Annotated in this window: 17 protein-coding genes; 4 read left to right on the top strand and 13 right to left on the bottom strand. The window is 71.0% G+C overall.

What is annotated here, in order from left to right; all coding sequences use genetic code 11:
* Entirely contained in the window at positions 1 to 387 is a 387-nt protein-coding gene (locus IE185_RS07300; protein ID WP_189714827.1) for a hypothetical protein, read from the top strand.
* A 58-nt stretch (positions 388 to 445) separates the two neighbouring features.
* On the opposite strand, the gene IE185_RS07295 is transcribed toward IE185_RS07300, so the two are convergent.
* On the bottom strand, positions 446 to 1,534 hold the full coding sequence (locus IE185_RS07295) for a branched-chain amino acid aminotransferase (RefSeq protein WP_138897386.1): 1,089 nt from the start codon (positions 1,532 to 1,534) through the stop codon (positions 446 to 448).
* A 224-nt stretch (positions 1,535 to 1,758) separates the two neighbouring features.
* Positions 1,759 to 2,802 carry a 3-isopropylmalate dehydrogenase gene (locus tag IE185_RS07290; RefSeq protein ID WP_138897387.1) on the bottom strand — a complete coding sequence of 348 codons (1,044 nt, stop codon included), beginning with the start codon at positions 2,800 to 2,802 and terminating at the stop codon, positions 1,759 to 1,761.
* 127 nt (positions 2,803 to 2,929) lie between these two features.
* Here IE185_RS07290 and IE185_RS07285 point away from each other — a divergent pair, with 127 nt between their 5' ends.
* Positions 2,930 to 4,501 (top strand): purple acid phosphatase family protein, encoded by a 1,572-nt coding sequence (locus tag IE185_RS07285; protein ID WP_189714825.1) that lies wholly within the window; start codon positions 2,930 to 2,932, stop codon positions 4,499 to 4,501.
* A 28-nt stretch (positions 4,502 to 4,529) separates the two neighbouring features.
* On the opposite strand, the gene IE185_RS33615 is transcribed toward IE185_RS07285, so the two are convergent.
* From IE185_RS33615 to IE185_RS07270, 4 genes are all read right to left on the bottom strand, one after another.
* A complete protein-coding gene (locus IE185_RS33615) occupies positions 4,530 to 4,655 on the bottom strand; it encodes a hypothetical protein (RefSeq protein WP_138897388.1) in 126 nt (41 codons plus the stop codon).
* A gap of 240 nt (positions 4,656 to 4,895) precedes the next feature.
* Complete coding sequence (locus IE185_RS07280) at positions 4,896 to 6,092, bottom strand: GDSL-type esterase/lipase family protein (protein ID WP_229843387.1); 1,197 nt, start codon at positions 6,090 to 6,092, stop codon at positions 4,896 to 4,898.
* 186 nt (positions 6,093 to 6,278) lie between these two features.
* Positions 6,279 to 6,818, bottom strand: a complete 540-nt coding sequence (locus IE185_RS07275) for a GNAT family N-acetyltransferase (RefSeq protein ID WP_138897389.1) — start codon at positions 6,816 to 6,818, stop codon at positions 6,279 to 6,281.
* A 54-nt stretch (positions 6,819 to 6,872) separates the two neighbouring features.
* The gene (locus tag IE185_RS07270) at positions 6,873 to 7,928 is read right to left on the bottom strand and encodes a S1 family peptidase (RefSeq protein WP_138897390.1); all 1,056 of its coding nucleotides are present in this window, start codon (positions 7,926 to 7,928) and stop codon (positions 6,873 to 6,875) included.
* A 161-nt stretch (positions 7,929 to 8,089) separates the two neighbouring features.
* On the opposite strand from IE185_RS07270, the gene IE185_RS07265 reads away from it, so the two are divergent.
* On the top strand, positions 8,090 to 8,929 hold the full coding sequence (locus IE185_RS07265) for a DUF1206 domain-containing protein (RefSeq protein WP_138910029.1): 840 nt from the start codon (positions 8,090 to 8,092) through the stop codon (positions 8,927 to 8,929).
* A gap of 97 nt (positions 8,930 to 9,026) precedes the next feature.
* On the opposite strand, the gene pruA is transcribed toward IE185_RS07265, so the two are convergent.
* Positions 9,027 to 10,658 carry an L-glutamate gamma-semialdehyde dehydrogenase gene (gene pruA, locus IE185_RS07260; RefSeq protein ID WP_138898842.1) on the bottom strand — a complete coding sequence of 544 codons (1,632 nt, stop codon included), beginning with the start codon at positions 10,656 to 10,658 and terminating at the stop codon, positions 9,027 to 9,029.
* A gap of 57 nt (positions 10,659 to 10,715) precedes the next feature.
* Positions 10,716 to 11,642, bottom strand: a complete 927-nt coding sequence (locus IE185_RS07255; protein WP_138898843.1) for a proline dehydrogenase family protein — start codon at positions 11,640 to 11,642, stop codon at positions 10,716 to 10,718.
* 164 nt (positions 11,643 to 11,806) lie between these two features.
* Here IE185_RS07255 and IE185_RS07250 point away from each other — a divergent pair, with 164 nt between their 5' ends.
* Entirely contained in the window at positions 11,807 to 12,961 is a 1,155-nt protein-coding gene (locus tag IE185_RS07250; RefSeq protein WP_138906523.1) for a PucR family transcriptional regulator, read from the top strand.
* A gap of 151 nt (positions 12,962 to 13,112) precedes the next feature.
* Here the strand turns inward: IE185_RS07250 and serA are convergent, their stop codons facing one another.
* From serA to IE185_RS07225, 5 genes are all read right to left on the bottom strand, one after another.
* Positions 13,113 to 14,705 (bottom strand): phosphoglycerate dehydrogenase, encoded by a 1,593-nt coding sequence (gene serA / locus IE185_RS07245; RefSeq protein ID WP_138896398.1) that lies wholly within the window; start codon positions 14,703 to 14,705, stop codon positions 13,113 to 13,115.
* A 240-nt stretch (positions 14,706 to 14,945) separates the two neighbouring features.
* Positions 14,946 to 15,947, bottom strand: coding sequence for a ketol-acid reductoisomerase (gene ilvC, locus IE185_RS07240; RefSeq protein ID WP_138896397.1), 1,002 nt, complete (start codon positions 15,945 to 15,947; stop codon positions 14,946 to 14,948).
* A 170-nt stretch (positions 15,948 to 16,117) separates the two neighbouring features.
* A complete protein-coding gene (gene ilvN / locus IE185_RS07235) occupies positions 16,118 to 16,645 on the bottom strand; it encodes an acetolactate synthase small subunit (RefSeq protein WP_138896396.1) in 528 nt (175 codons plus the stop codon).
* Positions 16,646 to 16,671: 26 nt separating this feature from the next.
* Entirely contained in the window at positions 16,672 to 18,531 is a 1,860-nt protein-coding gene (locus tag IE185_RS07230; protein WP_138896395.1) for an acetolactate synthase large subunit, read from the bottom strand.
* Positions 18,532 to 18,736: 205 nt separating this feature from the next.
* Positions 18,737 to 21,625 carry a putative bifunctional diguanylate cyclase/phosphodiesterase gene (locus IE185_RS07225; protein ID WP_170198328.1) on the bottom strand — a complete coding sequence of 963 codons (2,889 nt, stop codon included), beginning with the start codon at positions 21,623 to 21,625 and terminating at the stop codon, positions 18,737 to 18,739.
* Positions 21,626 to 21,656: the final 31 nt, after the last annotated feature.

The raw sequence follows: 21,656 nt of genomic DNA, 5'->3' as shown, positions 1-21,656 counted from the left end.
ATGGACAGCCACGGCCGCGACGCGGCCACAGCTGAGGAGTACGAGCGGGCGGTGCGGGAGCGCGAAGCCTTCCGAGGCCGCATCGCGTCGGCGGCGAGCGCCCATGGCGTCGACCTGTGGATCACCCCGGGCGCGACCGGCCCGGGGCCGCGCGGCCTCGCCACCACCGGCAGCTCGGTCATGTGCCTGCCCTGGAGCCACGCGGGGCTGCCGTCGCCGTGCGTACGGACCCGCCGTGCGGGCCGCCTGCCGATGGGCCTGCACCTGGTCGGCGGCCGCGGGGAGCGGACGAGCGGCTGCCGGCGGTGGAGGCGGCGGTGGAGGCGGGCCGGGGATGACCCGCGCGTGCGCCGGCATTCGCCGGAGCCGGCCCGTCCGGCGCCGTGACGCGTGAGGCCGCGACCGGCGGGATGCCGGGCGCGGCCTCGTGCGCGTACGAGCGGGGTCAGGCCAGGTCGTGCGTCCAGCCGTGGACGTCCTCGGCGGTGCCGGTCTGGATGGCGAGCAGTCGCTTGCGCAGCTCCATCGTGACCTTGCCCGGCTTGCCGTCGCCCTGGACCCACTCCGCGCCCTCGGACTTCACCGAGCCGACGGGCGTGATCACGGCGGCAGTGCCGCAGGCGAAGACCTCGGTCAGCGTGCCGTTCTCCGTGTCGCGCTTCCACGCCTCCGTGGAGATCCGGCCCTCCTCCGCCTCGTAGCCGAGGTCGCGGGCGAGCTGGAGTAGCGAGTCACGGGTGATCCCCGCGAGGAGCGATCCGGTGAGGGCGGGGGTGACGATCTTGTCGCCGTACACGAAGTACAGGTTCATGCCGCCCATCTCCTCGACCCACTTGTGCTCCAGCGCGTCCAGCCAGACCACCTGGTCGCAGCCCTTCTCCGCCGCCTCGGCGAAGGCGAGCAGCGAGGCCGCGTAGTTGCCGCCGGTCTTGGCGAAGCCCATGCCGCCGGGGACGGCGCGCACGTAGTTCTCGGACAGCCAGACCGAGACCGGCTGCACGCCGCCGGGGAAGTAGGCGCCGGCGGGCGACGCGATGACGATGAAGAGGTACTCGTTGGCCGGCCGCACGCCGAGCCCGACCTCGTTGGCGATCATGAACGGGCGCAGGTAGAGGGACTCCTCGCCGCCGTGCGGCGGAACCCACGCCTTGTCCTGCTGGACCAGCGCGTCGCACGCCGCGATGAAGGTCTCGACCGGCAGCTCCGGCATCGCGAGGCGGCGCGCGGAGGTCTGGAAGCGCTTGGCGTTGGCGTCGGGGCGGAAGGTGGCGACCGAGCCGTCGGGACGGCGGTACGCCTTGAGGCCCTCGAAGATCTCCTGCGCGTAGTGCAGAGTCATGTTCGCCGGGTCGATGGACAGCGGCGCGTACGGCACGAGCTGCGCGTCGTGCCAGCCACGGCCTTCGGTCCACCGGATGGTCACCATGTGGTCGGTGAAGTGGCGGCCGAATCCGGGGTTGGCCAGGATCGCCTCGCGCTCCGCGTCGGACAGCGGGTGCGAGGAGGGCTTGAGCTCGATCGTGGGCGTCGTCATGAGTGCGTGTCCTTCACCGTTTGTGTGTGGTGGACCGCGCTCACGCCTTAGTAGGACGTCCGAGCTTCCCCTCATACCGCGGCCCCACGTTCGATTATCGCCCGTGGGAGTGCGTGCATGAAACGGCGTGGAGTGCGGCCCAGGAATGATGGTCCCACCCGGCCGCGGCAAAACACAGCCGCCGGGTGTCTGTGACCCGGCGGCTGTGGGAGGAGTCCGTCGGGTCAGCCCGCTACGCGTACCGCGAGCGCGTCGCCGATCTCGTCCGTCGTACGGACCGTGCCGCCGTCGCGCTCCGCGAGGTCGGCGGAGACGGCCGCCTCGATGCGGCCGGCCTCGGTCTCGAAGCCGAGGTGGCGCAGGAGGAGGGCGACGGAGAGGATCGTGGCCGTCGGGTCGGCCTTGCCCTGGCCCGCGATGTCGGGCGCGGAGCCGTGGACGGGCTCGAACATCGACGGGAAGGCGCCCGTCGGGTTGATGTTGCCGGAGGCCGCCAGGCCGATGCCGCCGGTGACGGCGGCGGCGAGGTCGGTGAGGATGTCGCCGAAGAGGTTGTCGGTGACGATGACGTCGAAGCGCTCCGGCTGCGTGACGAAGAAGATCGTCGCGGCGTCGACGTGCAGGTAGTCGGTGGTGACCTCGGGGTACTCCTGGCCGACCTTGTCGAAGATGTTCTTCCACATGTGGCCGGCGTGGACCAGGACGTTGTTCTTGTGGACCAGCGTCAGCTTCTTGCGCGGACGGGCCTTGGCCCGCTCGTACGCGTCACGGACGACGCGCTCGACGCCGTACGCCGTGTTCAGGCTGACCTCGGTCGCGACCTCGTGCTCCGTACCGGTGCGGATCGAGCCGCCGTTGCCGGTGTACGGGCCCTCGGTGCCCTCGCGCACAACGACGAAGTCGATGTCGGGGCGGCCGGCGAGCGGGGTGGCGGTGTTCGGGAACAGCTTGGACGGCCGCAGGTTGATGAAGTGGTCGAAGGCGAACCGCAGCTTGAGCAGCAGCCCGCGCTCCAGGACGCCGGACGGCACGGACGGGTCGCCGATCGCGCCGAGCAGGATGGCGTCGTGCCGCTTGAGGGAGTCGAGCTCCGCGTCCGGGAGGGTCTCTCCGGTGCGGTGCCAGCGCTGCGCGCCGAGGTCGTACTCCTTGGTCTGCAGCTTCACATCCTGGGGGAGGACGGCGTTGAGGACCTTGAGGCCCTGGGCCACGACCTCCTGGCCGATGCCGTCACCGGGGACCACTGCGAGATTGATGCTGCGAGACATGTCGGCACCCTACTCCCGCGTCCCACCCCCTGACACCGGGCGTCCGCCATTCGGACGCAGAATCTCGACAGATTCTGTTCACCCGCAGGACTGGCCGGAGTTGGGTGCTACTGGGAAGTTCTTCTTCATGGCCGACACCCCCCGCACCGGTATCCCCGAGCAGATCGCGCGCCGCATGAGCATGCCGGAGCAGCACGAGTATCTGCGGACGAAACTCTCCCGTCGCAGGATGATCACCTCGTCCGCCGCCACCGTGGGCGGGGCCGCCCTGCTCGGCGGCGCGAGTCCGGCGTACTCCGCCTCCTCCCCCACCCTGCTGCCCTCCTCCGTCACCGCACGCGTGGACGGGTCGCTCGTCGCGCCCTTCGGCCGCCATCTCGCCTTCGGCGCCGACCCGAAGACGCAGATGCGCGTCTCGTGGCAGGTGCCCTTTGCGGTGAGGAGCCCGTACGTACGGGTGGGCCTCAAGCCGTGGGAACTGAGCCGGAAGATCGAGGCGGAGGTGCGCGATCTGCACACGCCGTCGCTGTCGCGGAAACTGCCCGCGGTCGACCAGTTCTATCTGCACGTGGGGCTCGACGGGCTGAAGCCCGGGACGACGTACTACTACGGCGTCGGGCACGACGGGTTCGACCCGGCCGACGCCTCACGGCTGGCGACGATCGGCTCCTTCCGTACGGCGCCCGCCTCGCCGGAGACCTTCGTCTTCACGGCCTTCGGTGACCAGGGCGTCAGCTACGACGCGCTCGCCAACGACCAGTTGATCCTCGGCCAGAACCCGTCGTTCCATCTGCACGCCGGTGACATCTGCTACGCGGACAGCAGCGGGCACGGCAGGGAGTCGGACACCTACGACGCGCGGGTGTGGGACCAGTTCCTCGCGCAGACCGAGAGCGTGGCGTCACGGGTCCCGTGGATGGTGACCACCGGCAACCACGACATGGAGGCCTGGTACTCCCCCAACGGCTACGGCGGCCAGTCGGCCCGCTGGTCGCTGCCCGACAACGGGCCGGACGCGGCCAACGCCCCGGGCATCTACTCCTTCACGTACGGCAATGTCGGCGTCGTGGCGCTGGACGCGAACGACGTGTCGTACGAGATCCCCGCGAACAGGGGCTACACGGACGGCGCGCAGAGCGCCTGGCTCGACAAGCGGCTCGGCGAGCTGCGGCGGCAGGCCGGCATCGACTTCGTCGTCGTCTTCTTCCACCACTGCGTGTACTCGACGTCCACCCACGCCTCGGACGGCGGCGTGCGCGACGCGTGGCTGGCGCTGTTCACCAAGCACCAGGTCGACCTGGTGATCAACGGGCACAACCACGTGTACGAGCGCACCGACGCCATCAAGGGCGGTGAGGTCGGCAAGCCGGTGCCGGTCGGCGCCTCGACCGACCCGACGCGGGACGGGATCGTCTACGTCACCGCGGGCGGGGCGGGCAAGGACCTGTACGGGTTCGGGCTCGGCGTGAAGGACAGCTACGAGGGCCATGTCCACGACCACGAGCACATCGTCAGCTTCCACTGGACGAAGGCGCGGCTCCCGGACCCGGACACGGTGGAGTGGTCGCGGGTGCGGTACACCGGCTTCTCGTTCCTCGCGGTGGAGGCCGAGGCCGGTACGTCGCCGAGGCTGAAGGTCTCCGCGCTCGCCGAATCCGGGGAGCGCGTCGACTACTTCGAGATCCGGCGCGGCCGCTGAGCAGGACCGCGGTGGCGCCGCCGGCGGCTCAGTGGCCGGTGGCGCCGCCGTTGTCGCGGCGGTCCAGCGCCCGCTGGAGGGCGGCGACGGCCTGCTTGCGGTCGGTGTCGTTGGAACGGGGGGCGCGGCGGACGCGGCGGGCGGTCTCGGCCATGATGATCGACTCCTTGAGATCAGAATGATTTCAGGGCGCCGGAATGGGCGGGGAGCAGATGCCGCAGGGGTTACCTGCATGAGGCACGGGCTCGCGACCGCCGTTCGCTGATGGAGCGAGACGTTCGGCTTCTTCCAAGCTAAGCGAGGCCGGACTGTCTGTCTCCACAATTACTCGGACTTCCTACTATCTGAGACGCGATCATGGCCGCGCCCCGGAGAGGCGCGGCCGTCACCGTGCTCAGGAAGCCGTGAGATACATCTTCGAGGCGTCCGCGCCCACCGTGTTGCGGCAGGTGTGGGCGCCGCCCGTCGCAGCCGCGTACATCAGGGCGAGACAGCGGCCCTGGGCGAGCTGGCCGTAGTGATTGGGGTGCATGGACTCCTGCACCGGCCCCTGCGTGGAGTCGCTGTCGATCCAGCGCGCCCACTCGCTGGCGGCGGCGGACGCCGGCTGGGTGGCGCTGACCAGCCTGCTCTGCCGGGCGCACACCTCGCGCCCCTGGAGCATGTCGCGCAGATCCAGGAACTGCGCTCCCTTGGCGGCGGCCACGCCCTTGAGACGGTTCGCGATCTGGGGCACGAGCGAGTCGCGCGCCCAGTCGGAGTCCCTGTCCCAGAACGGGCAGCCGCCCGTGCCGACCCGGCTCCAGCCGCTCTCCGGGTAGCGGTTCTCGGCGGCCCTCGGGATCGGCGAGGGGTACGACTGGAGGACGATCCGGTAGGCCGAAGCGGCGTAGCCCCCGGCGGACATCACCGCGCGGATCTCGTCGACGGCCTTGCCCACGTTCGCCATCGCCGTGTCGATCTTCGCGTCCACGACGGCCTGCTGGTCGTCGTGGCAGTACGCGTACCAGACCATGTAGTCCGTCGCGCAGGTGGTGATGATGTCGGCGAAGCCGAGGTCGTTGCCGCCGACCGACAGCGCGACGACCTTCACGTTGTTCGCCGCGGCGATGCCCGCGAGCTGGTCGGCCTGCGGGGCCTCGCCCTTGAACGCGACACCGCCGTTCGCGGCGCGGAAGACGTTCCGGGTGGTGGCTCCCGAGCAGGCGATGTTGATCAGCGCCTGGGTGGTGCCGGTGGCGCTGCGCACCTCGGCCGAGTCGGACCGGTGGCAGCCGTTCGCGGCCGTCGGACCGTATACGGCGGCCGGGTCGTAGCCGCTGCCCGTCCACGCGCGGTCGGAGCCGTCGCGGCTGCCGCTGTTGGTGAGGCTGTTGCCGCGCCAGCGGCCCGCCTCGCCCGAGATGTAGCTGTCGCCCATGGACACGATGGCGGTGGGGCCGGTGGTGGGACTCGCGGCCGAGGGGGCGGCCCCGGCCGTCAGTACGGCGCCGAAGGCCAGGGGAAGGCTGAGCGCGGCCGCGGCCAGGCGCCGGGCGCGAGAACGGTCGAGGGTGGGTCTGAGCGTATGCGTGAAGCGGAATCCGGACACGGCGGAACTCCTGCGCTGAGCCACTGGGGCGTATCGGTGAGGGAAGCCGCCGGCCGGTGGCATGCGGAAATCTGGCACGCCGCCGTTTGTTACCGCTAGGTACGTGCGGGTTTCTTTTACGTCACGGCGTGTCCGGGCCACGACGTCCCGCGCCCCGGCCGCCGCCGGACGGGAGCGGCCGGCCGCTCAGAGCAGGTCGCCGCCGCGCCAGTCGAAGAGCAGGGCCTGCGACGCGTCGAGCCCGCCCACCGCGCGCACGTACGTCGAGCCCTCCTCGTCCGGCAGCGGTACGACGCCGTCCGGACCCAGCGCGGCGAGCCGCCCCGGCCACACCGCCCAGCCCCGCGCGGCGTAGAGGGCGGCCCCGTCGTCGGACGCCGAGAGGGCGCCCAGGACGTACGCCCGGTCGATCACTCCTTCCAGCGCCTCCATGACCAGGCCGCCGAGCCCCTCCCTGCGCCGGTCCGCCCGTACGGCCACCCCTTCGACGTAACCGACGCGCAACGACCTGCCGGCGTGCAGGACCCGGCGCTGGACGACACTGCCGTGGGCGGCCAGGCCGTGCTCGTCGTGGACGAGGGCGTGCATGCCGCCGACGGTGTGGTCCCAGTCGTCCTCGCCGAAGTCGCCGTCGAAGGCGGCGTCGAGGAGCGCGCGGATCTCGTCGAGCGCGGCGGGGACGAGGTCGGCGGTGTGGACGGTGCGGGCGGGGCGCGTGTGCTTCATGCCCGCACTCTCGCAGGGCCGCCACCCCACGCGGGAGGTGGCGGCCGGTCGTACTCAGTACACATTCACGCCGTACGCCGACAGGGCTTCGCGTACCGGCTGGTGGATGGCGGAGCCACTGGTGCCCGTGCAGCCGGAGCTGCCCGAGTGGATGCCGAGCGCGACGCTTCCGGCGAAGTGGGCGCCGCCGCTGTCACCGCCGGCCGAGCAGGCGGTGGTGCGCACCATGCCGTAGACGGGACCGTCGCCGTAGTTGACGGTGACGTTCACGGCGGTGACCGTGCCGCTGGTGACCTTGGTGGTCGAGCCGCTCTTCCTCAGGGCCTGGCCGACCACGGCGTTCGCGGCGGACGCGATGTCCTGGTAACTGCCGTTGTGGAGGTTCACGTTGCCCGCGGGCGCCGACCCGTCGGTGTAGCGGACGATGCCGTAGTCGTTGGTCGGGAAGCTGGTCCCCTCACGGACGCCGATCACCGGGCCGCCGGACGTGGCCGACCAGTTGGCGGCGCTGTTGGTGCAGTGGCCGGCCGTCACGAAGTAACGCGCCGTCCCCTTCGAGACGTTGAAGGCGGCCGAACAGCGGTACCCGCCGCCGTAGATCGCGTCGCCACCCGCCACCTCCCGCTGGAACGTCCCCGGTACGCGGGTGATGCGCACCGCCCCGTCCTGGGCGGCGGCGACCTTCCTCAGCCGGGCCAGCTCCCGGGCGCCGACGGACCGGTCGGCCTCGACGCTGACCTGGTTGGTCCTCGGGTCGATACCCCACGACGTACCGGTGATCTTCGCTCCGGACTCCAGAGCCGCCATGGCCGCCTCCAGCCGCGCGGCCCCGCGCGCCACGCGCTTCGCCACGGCGCCGGCCGCCCGGACCTGCTCGGCGGCGCGGTCGCTGGTGACGGTGACGACGAGAGCGCCGGTGCGGCGGTCGAGGTAGCTGCCGGCGGTGTCGTCGCCGAGGCGCGCCGAGAGCGCGGTGTCGAGGGCGTACGTCGCGGTGCCGACGGCGGCTTCGGCGGCGGTCCCGGCGTCGGCCGGGGCGGCGCCGAGGCCGAGTGCTCCGGCGGCCAGTAAGGCGGTCAGAGCCGTGCGGGTGCGGAGGATGCGTCTCATGGGGGGATCTCCTCGGTCGAGTCCCCGCGGGGAACGGGAACACCGCTGAGGAACTTGACATGTTCATCGCCATATCACAAGACCGCGTGGGCCCGCCCCCGGCCCCCGCCGGTTTCCCCGCCCGCTTCGGGGCACATGGACTGCGACGAAGGAGGCGAGACATGGGCACTTGGGCACTCACCCGTCGCGGCAGACGCACCGCGCGCCAGGCGTCGGACAGTTCGGCCATGGAGGCCGCCGCACGCTGGGGATTCGTGGCACGCGGCGTGCTGTACCTGCTGATCGGCGTACTGGCCCTGCGGATCGCGCTCGGCGACGGCGGCCAGGAGGCGGACCGGGGCGGGGCGCTCGCGGAGGTGGCCGCGCAACCGCTCGGCCAGTACCTGCTCTGGGCGCTGGGGATCGCGCTGGCCGGCATGGCGCTGTGGCGGCTGTCCGAGGCGTGCTTCGGCGCGGCGGGCGCCGACGGCCACAAGCCGCGCAAGCGCCTGTTCTCCCTGGCGCGCTTCGTCTTCTACGCCTTCGTGTCCTATTCCGTACTGTCCTTCGCCGCCGGTGCCAGTGGCAGCGGCAGCGGGTCGAGCGACGACCAGTCCGAGGACGTCACGGCCCGGGCCATGGAACTGCCGGGCGGCCAGTGGCTCGTGGGCATCGGCGGCCTGGCCATCGCGGTCACCGGGCTGTGGATCGCGGGCCGCGCGGCCCTGCGCAAGTACCACAAGCACCTGAAGGCGCCCGCGCTGCGGGGCCGGACCGGCAAGGCCGTCGACATCACGGGCGTGGCCGGCGGCATCGCGCGCGGCGCGGTCTTCGCCGTACTGGGCGGCTTCGCGGTCAAGGCGGCGGTCGACTACCAGCCGGACGAGGCCAAGGGCATCGACGACACCCTCCGGTCCTTCGCCGACACCCCGGCGGGCCCGTGGCTGCTGGCCCTGATAGCCGTCGGCCTGGCGGCGTTCGGCCTCTTCTCCTTCGCCATGGCCCGCTGGCGCAAGATCTGAGCCCGGGCGGACGTGGAACCGCCCCCGTCCGGCGTGGGGGCCGGGACGGGGGCGGGGTCTCGCGGGGCGCGCGGCCGGGGCCGCGCGCCGGGGGCGGTCAGCCCTGGTGCGGGTAGGTGTAGTCGGTCGGCGGGACCAGGGTCTCCTTGATGGCCCGGGTCAGGGTCCAGCGCTGGAGGTTCTGGGGCGCGCCGGCCTTGTCGTTCGTGCCGGACGCGCGGCCGCCGCCGAAGGGCTGCTGGCCGACGACGGCGCCGGTCGACTTGTCGTTGATGTAGAAGTTGCCCGCCGCATAGCGGAGCTTGTCCATCGTGTACGCGGCGGCCGCGCGGTCACCGGAGATGACGGCGCCGGTCAGCGCGTAGTCGGACGCCGACTCCATCTGCTCCAGCATGGCGTCGTACTTCTCGTCCTCGTAGACGTGGACCGCGAGGATCGGGCCGAAGTACTCGGTCGTGAAGACCTCGCTCGAAGGGTCCGTGCAGGCGATGACCGTCGGGCGGACGAAGTAGCCGACCGAGTCGTCGTACGTGCCGCCCGCGACGATCGTGCAGGTCGGGTCGGCGGCGGCGCGGTCGATCGCGGCCTTGTTCTTGGCGAACGAGCGCTCGTCGATGACGGCGCCGATGAAGTTCGACAGGTCGGTGACGTCGCCCATGGTGATGGCGTCGACCTCGGCCGCGAACTCCTCCTTGAAGCCGTCGTTCCAGATCGAGGCCGGGACGTACGCACGCGAGGACGCGGAGCACTTCTGCCCCTGGAACTCGAACGAGCCACGGGTCAGCGCGGTCTTCAGCACGGCACGGTCGGCGCTCGGGTGCGCGACGACGAAGTCCTTGCCGCCCGTCTCACCGACGAGACGCGGGTACGTGCGGTACTTCTCGATGTTGTTGCCGACCGTCTTCCACAGGTACTGGAAGGTCTTGGTCGAGCCGGTGAAGTGGATGCCGGCCAGGTCGCGGTGGTTGAGGGCGACCTCGGAGACCTCGATGCCGTCGCCGGTGACGAGGTTGATGACGCCCTTGGGCAGCCCGGCCTCCTCCAGCAGCCGCATCAGCAGCACGGCGGCATGCGTCTGCGTCGGGGACGGCTTCCAGACCACGACGTTGCCCATCAGGGCGGGAGCGGTCGGCAGGTTGCCCGCGATGGCGGTGAAGTTGAAGGGCGTGATCGCGTAGACGAAACCTTCCAGCGGACGGTGGTCCAGCCGGTTCCACACGCCCGGGGAGTTCGCCGGCGGCTGCTCGGCGAGCAGGTCACGGGCGTACTTGACGTTGAAGCGCCAGAAGTCGACGAGCTCGCACGGGGTGTCGATCTCGGCCTGCTGGACGGTCTTGGACTGGCCGAGCATGGTCGAGGCGGCCAGCGTCTCGCGCCACGGGCCCGACAGCAGCTCGGCGGCGCGCAGGATGATCGCGGCGCGGTCGTCGAAGGACATCGCGCGCCACGCCGGCGCGGCGGCCAGGGCGGCGTCGATGGCGTCCCGCGCGTCCTGCTGCGTGGCGTGCGCGGCGGTACCCAGGACGGCCTTGTGGTTGTGCGGCTGTACGACGTCGAAACGCTCGCCGCCACCCATCCGCTTCTCACCGTTGATCGTCATCGGGAGGTCGACGGGGTTCTCGGCAAGCTCCTTCAGCTTGACTTCGAGGCGTGCGCGCTCCGGCGAGCCCGGGGCGTAGGTGCGCACCGGCTCGTTGACCGGGGCGGGGACCTGGGTCACAGCGTCCATGAGTTCCTTGACTCCTTTGTGAGGGGTGGAAGGGCTCGGCCCTAGGGTCAGCCTGGGTCAGTTCTTGGTGATCATCGAGCGGACGAAGAACAGCAGGTTGGCCGGCTTCTCCGCGAGGCGTCGCATGAAGTAGCCGTACCAGTCGGTGCCGTACGCGGTGTACACACGCATCCGGTGGCCCTCCGCCGCGAGCCGCACGTGCTCTTCGCTGCGGATCCCGTAGAGCATCTGGAATTCGTACTCATCCAGTTTGCGCCCGGCGCGCCGCGCGAGCTCCTGGCTGACCGCGATCAGGCGCGGGTCGTGGGACCCGATCATCGGGTAGCCGTCGCCCGCCATGAGGATCTTCAGGATCCGGACGTACGCCTTGTCGATCTCGGCCCTGTCCTGGAACGCGACGGTGGCGGGCTCCTTGTAGGCGCCCTTGACGATACGGACGCGGCTGCCGGCCGCTGCCAGGCGGCGCGCGTCGTCCTCGGTGCGGAAAAGGTACGCCTGGATGACGCAGCCGGTCTGCGGGTGGTCCTTCCGCAGCTCCTCGTGGATGGCGAACATCGAGTCGAGGGTGGTGTGGTCCTCGGCGTCGAGCGTGACCGTGGTGCCGATCTCGGCCGCCGCCTCGACGACCGGGCGGACGTTGGCGAGCGCCAGCTCGTGGCCGCCGTCCAGGGCCTGGCCGAACATCGACAGCTTGACGGACATCTCGGCCCGCTCGCCGAGCCCCAGCCCCTTGAGGTGCTCGATCAGCTCCAGGTACGCGTCCCGGGCGGCGAAGGCCTGCTCGCGGGTGGTGATGTCCTCGCCCACGACGTCCAGCGTGACCTCCAGGCCCTTGTCGGCGGCGTCCTGGACGATCGGGACGACCTGCTCGACGGTCTCACCGGCGATGAACCGGCCGACGACCTGTTTGGTGCCCGGGGCGGCCGACACGAAGCGGCGCATCTTGTCGCTGCGCGAAGCGGCGAGGATCACGGGACCCAGCACGGGGCACCTCCACGGATAAGGCTTGAAGGGGGCCGTGGCCTGGGGATGGGGCTACGGCACGGATAACCACCGTGAAATCTAAGGATCGCCCCGGCAGGCGGCCATCGACAGCTGTCACGCATCCGTGTCCCGTATCTCATACAGATGTCTGAAGGGGTGCGAGAATGGAAAGCGTGAAAGGCGATTACCAGGATCTGGTCGACGAGATCTCGGCGGTGCTCGGCGCTCCGGCCACGCTGGAGGACCGCGACTTCCGGCTGATCGCGTTCGGCGCGCACGACAGCGGCAGCGGTTTCGACGAGACGACCCTGGACCCGGTCCGTACCCGCTCGATCCTGACCCGCCGCTCGACGGCCGAGGTCCGCGCCTGGTTCGAGAAGTTCGGCATCGCGACGGCGCAGGGCCCGGTGCACATCCCCGCCGACCCGGCGGCCGGCGTACTGCGCGGCCGGCTCTGCCTGCCCGTACGGCACCGGGGTGTCGTCCACGGTTACGTCTGGCTCCTGGAGGAGGCCGACGGTCCGCCCGGGCCGGTGCCGGACGCGGCGATGGCGGTCTGCGCGCGGATCGGAGAGCTGCTGGCGGACGAGGCCCGTGCCCGCGCCGACCTCGGCCCCCACCTGCTGACCCTGCTCACCTCGGAGTCAGCCGACAGCCGGTCCGCCGCGCTGGCCTCGCTGGGTGCGGCGCTGGGCGACTCGGGTCCGTACGCCCTGCTGTGCGTCGCCCCGTGGGCCGGGGCCGTGCCGGGCGTGCGCAAGGTCCCGGGCGCGGCCGCGCTGTGCCTGCTCCCGGTGCCCGGTCCGGCCGGCCCGCGCCTCGCCGCCCTGATCCGCATCCGTACGAAGGCCGACCTCCCCCCCGCCCACCACGCGGCCGCCGCTCTGCTCACCGCGCCGGGCCCGGTCGTCGGCATCGGCGACCCGGTCACGGCACTGGACGACCTGCCGGGCGCCTGGCGTGAGGCCTCGGCGGCCGCCCGGGCCGCCCTGGCCCGGCCGCACCTCGGCCCGGTCGCCGAGTGGTCGGGGATCGGTCCGTACCGTCTGCTGGCCGCGCTCCCCGACAGCGGGCCCGGCCACCCGGTGGACCCCGTCGTACGCCCCCTGCTCGAACCCGCGCACGCCGAACTGGCCCGCACGGCGGAGGCGTTCCTGGACTGCGCCGGCCAGGCGGGCCGCACCGCCGGCGCCCTGAACATCCACCGCCAGACGCTCTACTACCGCCTGTCCCGCGTGGAACAGCTCACCGGTCTCGACCTGCACAACGGTGAGGACCGGCTGCTGCTGCACATGTCGCTCAAGGCCGCCCGCCTGTAGCCCGCGCGCTCGCCGGCGGCCGTCGCTGTACGGCGACTGCGGACCGCCGGTCTCCGGTGGACAGCACCGTGCCCGGGACGCGGACCGCTCGTACCGGTGTGTACGAGCGGTCCGTGCGTCCCGGGCACGGGGTGGAGCTGCGCGCGGTGCGTCAGTCGGCCAGGTTCACGAAGCGGGCCGAGGACGCGCCGATCTCCTCGGCGATCTCGGTGAGCACCGTCGGCGGGACCGTGTCGTCCACGGACAGCACGGCCAGCGCCTCGCCGCCCTGGTCGGCACGCGAGACCTGCATGCCGGCGATGTTCAGACCGCCCTCACCGAGGATGCGGCCGACCGTGCCGACGACACCGGGCCGGTCCTGGTAGCGCAGGACGACCATGTGGTCGGCCAGCGTCAGGTCGATGTCGTGCTCGCCGATGCCGACGATCTTCTGGAGGTGCTTCGGGCCCGCGAGCGTGCCCGATACCGAGACCTCGTCGCCGCCGGAGAGCGTGCCGCGCACGGTGACGACGTTCTTGTGGTCCGGGGACTCCGAGCTCGTCGTCAGGCGGACCTCGACGCCGCGCTCCTGCGCGAACAGCGGCGCGTTCACGTAGCTCACCGTCTCGTCGACGACGTCCTCGAAGACGCCCTTGAGCGCGGAGAGTTCGAGCACCTTGACGTCGTACTGCGTGATCTCGCCGTACACCTCGACGTCGAGCCGCACCGCGACCTCGCCCGCGAGCGCGGTGAACATCCGGCCGAGCTTCTCGGCGAGCGGCAGACCGGGGCGTACGTCCTCGGCGATGACACCGCCCTGGACGTTGACCGCGTCCGGCACGAGCTCACCGGCGAGGGCGAGGCGCACGGACCTGGCGACCGCGATGCCCGCCTTCTCCTGGGCCTCGTCGGTGGAGGCGCCGAGGTGCGGCGTGCAGACGACCTGGTCGAGCTCGAACAGCGGGGAGTCGGTGCAGGGCTCCTTCGCGTACACGTCGAGGCCGGCGCCGGCGACCCGGCCCTCCTTGAGCGCGGAGTACAGCGCCGCCTCGTCGACGATCCCGCCGCGCGCGGCGTTGACGATGCGCACGGACGGCTTGACCTTGTGCAGCGCCTCGTCGCCGATGAGGCCGAGCGTCTCGGGCGTCTTGGGCAGGTGCACCGTGATGAAGTCGGCGACCTCCAGCAGCTCGTCGAGCGAGAGGAGCTTGACACCCATCTGCGCGGCGCGCGCGGGCTGCACGTAGGGGTCGTACGCGACGATCTTCATGCCGAAGGCGGACATGCGCTGCGCGACCAGGACACCGATGCGGCCGAGGCCGACGACGCCGAGGGTCTTCTCGCTCAGCTCCACGCCGGTGTACTTGGAGCGCTTCCACTCGCCGTTCTTCAGGGCGGTGTTGGCCTGCGGGATGTTGCGCGCGGTGGCGACGAGCAGGCCGCAGGCGAGCTCGGCGGCGGTGACGATGTTGGACGTCGGCGCGTTGACGACCATGACGCCGGCCTTGGTGGCGGAGGAGACGTCGACGTTGTCGAGGCCGACACCGGCGCGGGCGACGACGCGCAGCTTCCTGGCGGCCGCGATGGCCTCCGCGTCGACCTTGGTGGCGGAGCGGACGAGGATCGCGTCCACGTCGGCGATGGCCGGCAGGAGCTCTGCCCGGTCGGCGCCGTTGCAGTGCCGGATCTCGAAGTCCGGTCCCAGGGCGTCGACGGTGGCGGGCGACAGCTCTTCAGCGATGAGTACGACAGGTTTCGAGCTCACGTGAGTCCTCACTGGTCCTTTGCGGACGGCCGTCCCGACGGCCGCAGGCGGTGGAGGGGCTAGCCGCGTGGAAGACGCACGACGCTGTGGGCCTGACGCGTGTATGTAGGAAGCAGTCTAGTGGCGCTGGACAGCTGGTCTTCCGCCTCGACGGAAGGATCACCCGTCCGTGGCTGGACGTTCTGTCCAGGTGTGCGCGAAGGGCCGCGGCGGTACGCCGCGGCCCCCCGTGCCGGAGGCTTACGCCTCGTCGTTGTCGACCCAGCTCATGAGCTTGCGGAGCTCCTTGCCGGTGGTCTCCAGCAGGTGCTCGGAGTCCTGCGTCTTGTACTCGTTGTACTTCTTCAGACCGCCGTGGTACTCGTCCATCCAGTTCTTGGCGAACGTGCCGTCCTGGATCTCGGCGAGGACCTTCTTCATCTCGGCCTTGGTCTGGTCGGTGACCACGCGCGGGCCGGTGATGTAGTCGCCCCACTCGGCGGTCTCGGAGACCGACCAGCGCATCTTCTCCAGGCCGCCCTCGTACATGAGGTCCACGATCAGCTTCAGCTCGTGGAGGCACTCGAAGTACGCGATCTCCGGCTGGTAGCCGGCCTCGACCAGGGTCTCGAAGCCCGCCTTGACCAGCGCCGACGCACCGCCGCAGAGCACGGCCTGCTCACCGAACAGGTCGGTCTCGGTCTCCTCGGTGAACGTCGTCTTGATGACGCCGGCGCGGGTGCCGCCGATGGCCTTGGCGTACGAGAGCGCCAGCGCGAAGGCGTTGCCGGTCGCGTCCTGCTCGACGGCGGCGATCGCCGGAACGCCGCGGCCTTCCTCGTACTGACGGCGGACCAGGTGGCCCGGGCCCTTCGGGGCGACCAGGGCGACGTCGACGCCGGCCGGGGCCTTGATGAAGCCGAAGCGGACGTTGAAGCCGTGGGCGAAGAACAGCGCGTCGCCGTCCTTGAGGTTGTCCTTGACGGACTCCTCGTAGACCTGGGCCTGGATCGGGTCCGGGATCAGGATCATGATGACGTCGGCCTCTTCGGCGGCCTGCGCAGGAGTGACCACGCGCAGGCCCTGCTCCTCGGCCTTCGCCTTGGACTTGGAGCCCTCGTGCAGACCGACGCGGACGTCGACACCCGAGTCACGGAGCGACAGCGCGTGGGCGTGGCCCTGGCTGCCGTAACCGATCACCGCGACCTTGCGGCCCTGGATGATGGACAGGTCGGCATCGTCGTCGTAGAACAGCTCGGCCACTGGGATTCTCCTTGTGTGCTGGTTGTGCTTCCCACCGTACGGCGGGGTGCGGAATGAAAGTGTTCGGGTCTCGCTATGCGAGCAGACGACACAGCGCTATGCGAGCAGACGACACAGCGCCGTGCGAGCAGACGAAACGGCGCCGTGCGAGCAGCGGGACCGGTGCGCGGTCAGGCCGATCGGTCGAGGGCCCGCAGGCTGCGGTCGGTGATCGACCGGGAGCCGCGCCCTATGGCGATCGTGCCGGACTGGACGAGCTCCTTGATGCCGAACTGCTCCAGCATCTTGAGCATCGCTTCGAGCTTGTCGGCGCCGCCCGTCGCCTCGATGGTCACGGCCTCCGGGGAGACGTCGACCGTCTTGGCGCGGAACAGCTGGACGATTTCGACGATCTGCGAGCGCGTCTCGTTGTCGGCGCGCACCTTCACGAGGACGAGCTCACGCTGGATCGCGGCGGCCGGCTCGAGTTCGACGATCTTCAGTACGTTGACGAGCTTGTTCAGCTGCTTCGTCACCTGTTCGAGCGGCAGCGCCTCGATCACGTTGACCACGATGGTGATGCGCGAGATCTCGGGGTGCTCGGTGGTGCCGACCGCGAGGGAGTCGATGTTGAACCCGCGGCGGGAGAACAGGGCCGTGATCCGCGCGAGGACGCCCGGCTTGTTCTCGACCAGGACGGAGAGGGTGTGCTTGGACATGGGCTTGAAGTCTCTCTCTCGTCTGCTCAGTCGTCTTCGTTGTCGCCGAAGTCGGGGCGCACCCCGCGGGCGGCCATGACCTCGTCGTTCGAGGTGCCGGCGGCCACCATCGGCCAGACCATGGCGTCCTCGTGCACGATGAAGTCGACCACGACCGGGCGGTCGTTGATGGCGTTGGCCTCGGCGATGACCCTGTCGAGATCGGCCGGGTCCTCACAGCGGATCGCGTGGCAGCCCATCGCCTCGGACAGCTTCACGAAGTCCGGGATCCGGGTGCCGGCGCTCGGCTGCCTGCCGTCGGCGTCCGGGCCGCTGTGCAGCACGGTGTTGGAGTAGCGCTGGTTGTAGAAGAGGGTCTGCCACTGGCGGACCATCCCGAGCGCGCCGTTGTTGATGACGGCGACCTTGATCGGGATGTTGTTGAGCGCGCAGGTGGTCAGTTCCTGGTTGGTCATCTGGAAGCAGCCGTCGCCGTCGATGGCCCAGACCGTACGGTCCGGCATGCCGGCCTTGGCGCCCATCGCGGCCGGGACGGCGTACCCCATCGTCCCCGCGCCGCCGGAGTTCAGCCAGGTGGCGGGCTGCTCGTACTGGATGAAGTGCGAGGCCCACATCTGGTGCTGGCCGACGCCCGCGGCGTAGATGGTGCCCTCGGGGGCGAGCTGGCCGATGCGCTGGATGACCTGCTGCGGGGAGAGCTGGCCGTTCTCCGGCAGGTCGTAGCCCAGCGGGTAGGTGTCGCGCCAGCGGCTGAGGTCGTTCCACCAGGCGGCGTAGTCGCCGGTGTTGCCCTCGGTGTGCTCGGCCTGGACGGCCTGGACGAGGTCGGCGATGACCTCACGGGCGTCGCCGACGATCGGCACGTCCGCAGCACGGTTCTTGCCGATCTCCGCCGGGTCGATGTCGGCGTGGACGATCTTGGCGTACGGCGCGAAGCTGTCCAGCTTGCCGGTGACGCGGTCGTCGAAGCGGGCTCCGAGGGCGACGATCAGGTCGGCCCGCTGCAGCGCGGTGACGGCGGTGACCGCACCGTGCATGCCCGGCATTCCCACGTGCAGCGGGTGGCTGTCGGGGAAGGAGCCCAGCGCCATCAGGGTGGTGGTGACGGGGGCGCCGGTGAGCTCGGCGAGGACCTTCAGCTCCGCGGTGGCGTTCGCCTTCATGACGCCGCCGCCGACGTACAGGACGGGGCGCTTGGCCTGGACGATCAGCTTCGCGGCCTCGCGGATCTGCTTGGCGTGCGGCTTGGTGACCGGGCGGTAGCCGGGCAGGTCCTGACTGGGCGGCCAGCTGAAGGTGGTCTTCGCCTGGAGGGCGTCCTTGGCGATGTCGACCAGGACCGGGCCGGGGCGTCCCGTCGAGGCGATGTGGAACGCCTCGGCGATGGTGCGCGGGATGTCCTCGGCCTTGGTGACCAGGAAGTTGTGCTTGGTGATCGGCATCGTGATGCCGACGATGTCCGCCTCCTGGAAGGCGTCCGTGCCGATCGCCTTGGAGGCGACCTGGCCGGTGATCGCGACCAGGGGGACGGAGTCCATGTGGGCGTCGGCGATCGGCGTGACGAGGTTCGTGGCGCCGGGCCCCGAAGTGGCCATGCACACGCCGACCTTGCCGGTGGCCTGCGCGTAACCGGTCGCCGCGTGACCGGCGCCCTGCTCGTGGCGGACCAGGACGTGGCGGACCTTCGTGGAGTCCATCAGCGGGTCGTACGCCGGCAGGATGGCGCCGCCGGGAATGCCGAATACCGTGTCGGCTCCCACTTCCTCGAGGGAGCGGATGAGCGACTGGGCGCCCGTCACGTGCTCGACAGTGGTGGCGTGGTGTCCGCCGTTGCGGGGCCGCGGCTGCGGATGGTGGGCCCCGGAGGCCTGCTCGGTCATCGGCATTCTCTTCTCGAAGCTGAGGGTTTTGCGAGGGTTTGGGGAGTGCCAGTGCAACAAAAAACCCCCCGTGCCGTGAGGCAAGCGAGGGGAGCGCGCCGGTGGGGTGTGCAGAGCCGCAGGTGCGTGCTCTGCTTCAGCCGACGCGCTTTCCAAGTACGAGAATTCGGGTGCGCATGACACTGACCCTCCCTCCGGCGGCCAGTGCCTGTCAAGTAGGTGGGACGGGCGTCTCACTATTTGAGCGCATTGGAGGGTGTGTGATCGTTTCGCTTCCGTTCGCGCCCACATGACGTACGGGAAGTGATCCACCGGGCCCGCCGGCCAGGACCGGCAGCGCTGCCCCGCCCGGCAGGGGGAACTCCCCGCGCACCAGTGCCCGCCGCAGCCGGTACTCGTCGAGCGGGCCCGAGAAGGCCATGCCCTGCCCGTGCGTGCACCCCATGGCCCGCAGGGCCGTCACCTGCTCCGGCACGTCCACGCCCTCGGCCACGGACTGCATCCCCAGATCGCACGCGATCCGCAGCAGACCGCTGGTGATCTTGTGCAGCCGGGCGGACTCGACGACGCCCTCGACCAGCCCCCGGTCCAGCTTCAGTACGTCGATGGGGAGCCGGCGCAGCGCGTTGATGGCGGCGTACCCGCTGCCGAACCCGTCAAGCGCGATCCGCACGCCGAGTCTGCGCAGTGCCACCAGGCGCCGCTCCAGCTCCTCGAACGAGATCCGCGGGTCGCTGTCGGCCAGCTCGATGATCAGCGAGCCGGAGGGCAGTCCGTACCGGGTCAGGAGGGCCTCGATGGAGCCGCGCGGCAGGGACTTGTCCACCAGCCTGCGGGCGGAGAGCCGGACCGTCACGGGCACCTCGTGGCCCGCCCGGTTGCGCTCCGCCGCCTGCTCGACCGCCTCTTCGAGCAGCCAGCGGCCGAGCTCGGCCATGCGGGCACCCTCCTGGGCGTCGCCGTTGTCGGTCACCCGCAGGAACTCGGCGGGGGTGAAGAGGATGCCCTGGGTGGAGCGCCAGCGGGCCTGAGCGGCGACGGAGGCCACCTGGCCGGTGGTCAGGCTCACCACCGGCTGGTGGAGCAGCGCGAACTCGCCGTCGTGGAGCGCGGTGCGCAGCCGGGTGGCCAGCTCCGTCCTGCGGACCACGTCGGCCTGCATCTGCGGCGCGTACAGCTCGACCCGGTCCTTGCCGCCCGCCTTGGCCCGGTACATGGCGAGGTCGGCGTTGCGCATGAGGTCGGTGGGGCTGATGCCGGGCTCGGCGAAGGCGACGCCGATGGAGGCGGCGACGCGTACGTCGTTGCTGCCGATGCGGTACGGCTGGGACAGGGTGAGGCGCAGCCGGTCGGCGATCTCGTGGACCTGGCACTCGCGCGCGGCCTGGTCCCTGGAGCCCTCGCCGACGATCAGGGCGGCGAACTCGTCGCCGCCGAGCCGGGCCGCGGTGTCACCCGCGCGGACGGAGTCCTGGAGGCGGCGGGCCGCCTGGATCAGCAGCTCGTCGCCGGCCTGGTGGCCGATGGTGTCGTTGACCGCTTTGAAGCCGTCGAGGTCGATGAAGAGCACGGCCGTGCCGGGGTCGCCGACGCGGCGGCCGCTCAGGGCCTGGCGTACCCGGGCGGTGAACAGCGCCCGGTTGGGCAGGTCGGTGAGCGGGTCGTGCTCGGCGTTGTGCTGGAGCTGGGCCTGGAGGCGGACCCGCTCGGTCACGTCCCGGCTGTTGAAGATCAGTCCGCCCTGGTGCCGGTTGACGGTCGACTCGACGTTGAGCCACTCCCCCGTGCCGGACTTGAAGCGGCACTCGATGCGGGTGGTCGGCTCCTCGGCGGGGGGCGCGGCCAGGAAGCGGCGCACTTCGTGGACGACCCTGCCCAGGTCCTCGGCGTGGATCAGCGAGGCGAGCTCGGATCCGATCAGCTCTTCGGCCTCGCGTCCGTAGACGCCGGAGGCGGCGGGGCTGACGTAACGCAATATGCCGGTGGGGGCGGCGATCATGATGACGTCGCTCGATCCCTGCACCAGGGAGCGGAAGTGGTTCTCCTTCTGCGCCAGTTCCTGGGTGAGGGAGATGTTGTCGACGAGCATGATGCCCTGGCGCACGACGAGAGCGAGCACGACCGTGCAGCCGGTGAAGACCACGACCCGGTCGACCCGGCGGCCCTCGATGACGTTGTAGAGGATGCCGAGCGTGCAGACGGCGGCGGCGAGGTACGGCGTGAGGGCGGCCAGGGAGCCGCCGATGGGGCGGCTGCCCGGATTGCGGTGGCCCCAGTGGTACGGAGCACCCTCCCCCCACTGCTCCGCCCGGCGCGCGCCCCACGGCGCGTAGGCGAGGAGCAGCGAGCCGGCGAACCAGCCCGCGTCGAGGAGCTGGCCCGAGCGGTAGCTCTCGCGCAGCAGGGGCGAGGTGAACAGCGCGTCGCACAGCACGGTCGTGGCGAGGGCCGCGATCGCGGTGTTGATCGCCGTGCGGTTGGCGTTGGAGCGCCGGAAGTGCAGCGCGAGCACCATGCTGACCAGCGCGATGTCGAGCAGCGGGTAGGCGAGGGACAGTGCGGCGTGGGCCGTGCTCTCCGCCTCGAAGTGCGCGGTGTGCGCGAGCGCGAGGCTCCAGGAGAGCGTGAGCAGCGATCCGCCGATCAGCCAGGAGTCGAGGGCCAGGCAGACCCAGCCGGCGCGCGTGACGGGGCGCTTGGCGAGGACCAGCAGGCCGACGATGGCGGGCGGACCGAAGCAGAGGAAGAAGAGGTCGGCGAACGAGGGCGAGGGGACCTCCCGCTGGAGCACCACCTCGTACCAGCCCCACACCGCGTTCCCGCAGGCCGCCATCGCGGAGGAGATGCCGAACAGCAGCCACGCGGGGCGAAAGCGGCTCTCACGCGCGCGTGCGTAGAGGAAGCAGGAGACGGCGGCGACCAGGGCGGCGGCGGCGAGGCCGAAGTCGCCCATGATCAGTGCCACTTGCGTGGAGCCCCAGCCGAGGGCCGAACCGACGGCATAGGCACCGCAGACCAGCGCGAGGCCGAGCTGCGGGATCAGGCTCCCCCCGCCGCCGGACGCCTGCTGCCGGGCGAGGAGTGCTCCCGGCGCACTCACCGGGCCGCCCTGACGCGCGGCGCCGCGGGCG

The sequence above is a fragment of the Streptomyces chryseus genome, from assembly GCF_014650755.1.
Lineage (GTDB): Bacteria > Actinomycetota > Actinomycetes > Streptomycetales > Streptomycetaceae > Streptomyces > Streptomyces chryseus.
The sequence above is the reverse complement of the archived record's forward strand: the minus strand, read 5'-3'. Positions and strand labels throughout refer to the sequence as shown.

What these genes read in the sequence shown, in the direction of transcription:
- IE185_RS07295 (WP_138897386.1), bottom strand. Translation starts at nt 1,534, where the DNA reads ATGACGACGCCCACGATCGAGCTCAAGCCCTCCTCGCACCCGCTGTCC.
- IE185_RS07230 (WP_138896395.1), bottom strand. Translation starts at nt 18,531, where the DNA reads ATGCCGATGACCGAGCAGGCCTCCGGGGCCCACCATCCGCAGCCGCGG.
- IE185_RS07300 (WP_189714827.1), top strand. Translation starts at nt 1, where the DNA reads ATGGACAGCCACGGCCGCGACGCGGCCACAGCTGAGGAGTACGAGCGG.
- IE185_RS07250 (WP_138906523.1), top strand. Translation starts at nt 11,807, where the DNA reads ATGGAAAGCGTGAAAGGCGATTACCAGGATCTGGTCGACGAGATCTCG.
- IE185_RS33615 (WP_138897388.1), bottom strand. Translation starts at nt 4,655, where the DNA reads ATGGCCGAGACCGCCCGCCGCGTCCGCCGCGCCCCCCGTTCCAACGAC.
- ilvN (WP_138896396.1), bottom strand. Translation starts at nt 16,645, where the DNA reads ATGTCCAAGCACACCCTCTCCGTCCTGGTCGAGAACAAGCCGGGCGTC.
- IE185_RS07290 (WP_138897387.1), bottom strand. Translation starts at nt 2,802, where the DNA reads ATGTCTCGCAGCATCAATCTCGCAGTGGTCCCCGGTGACGGCATCGGC.
- IE185_RS07265 (WP_138910029.1), top strand. Translation starts at nt 8,090, where the DNA reads ATGGGCACTTGGGCACTCACCCGTCGCGGCAGACGCACCGCGCGCCAG.
- pruA (WP_138898842.1), bottom strand. Translation starts at nt 10,658, where the DNA reads ATGGACGCTGTGACCCAGGTCCCCGCCCCGGTCAACGAGCCGGTGCGC.
- IE185_RS07270 (WP_138897390.1), bottom strand. Translation starts at nt 7,928, where the DNA reads ATGAGACGCATCCTCCGCACCCGCACGGCTCTGACCGCCTTACTGGCC.
- IE185_RS07275 (WP_138897389.1), bottom strand. Translation starts at nt 6,818, where the DNA reads ATGAAGCACACGCGCCCCGCCCGCACCGTCCACACCGCCGACCTCGTC.
- IE185_RS07285 (WP_189714825.1), top strand. Translation starts at nt 2,930, where the DNA reads ATGGCCGACACCCCCCGCACCGGTATCCCCGAGCAGATCGCGCGCCGC.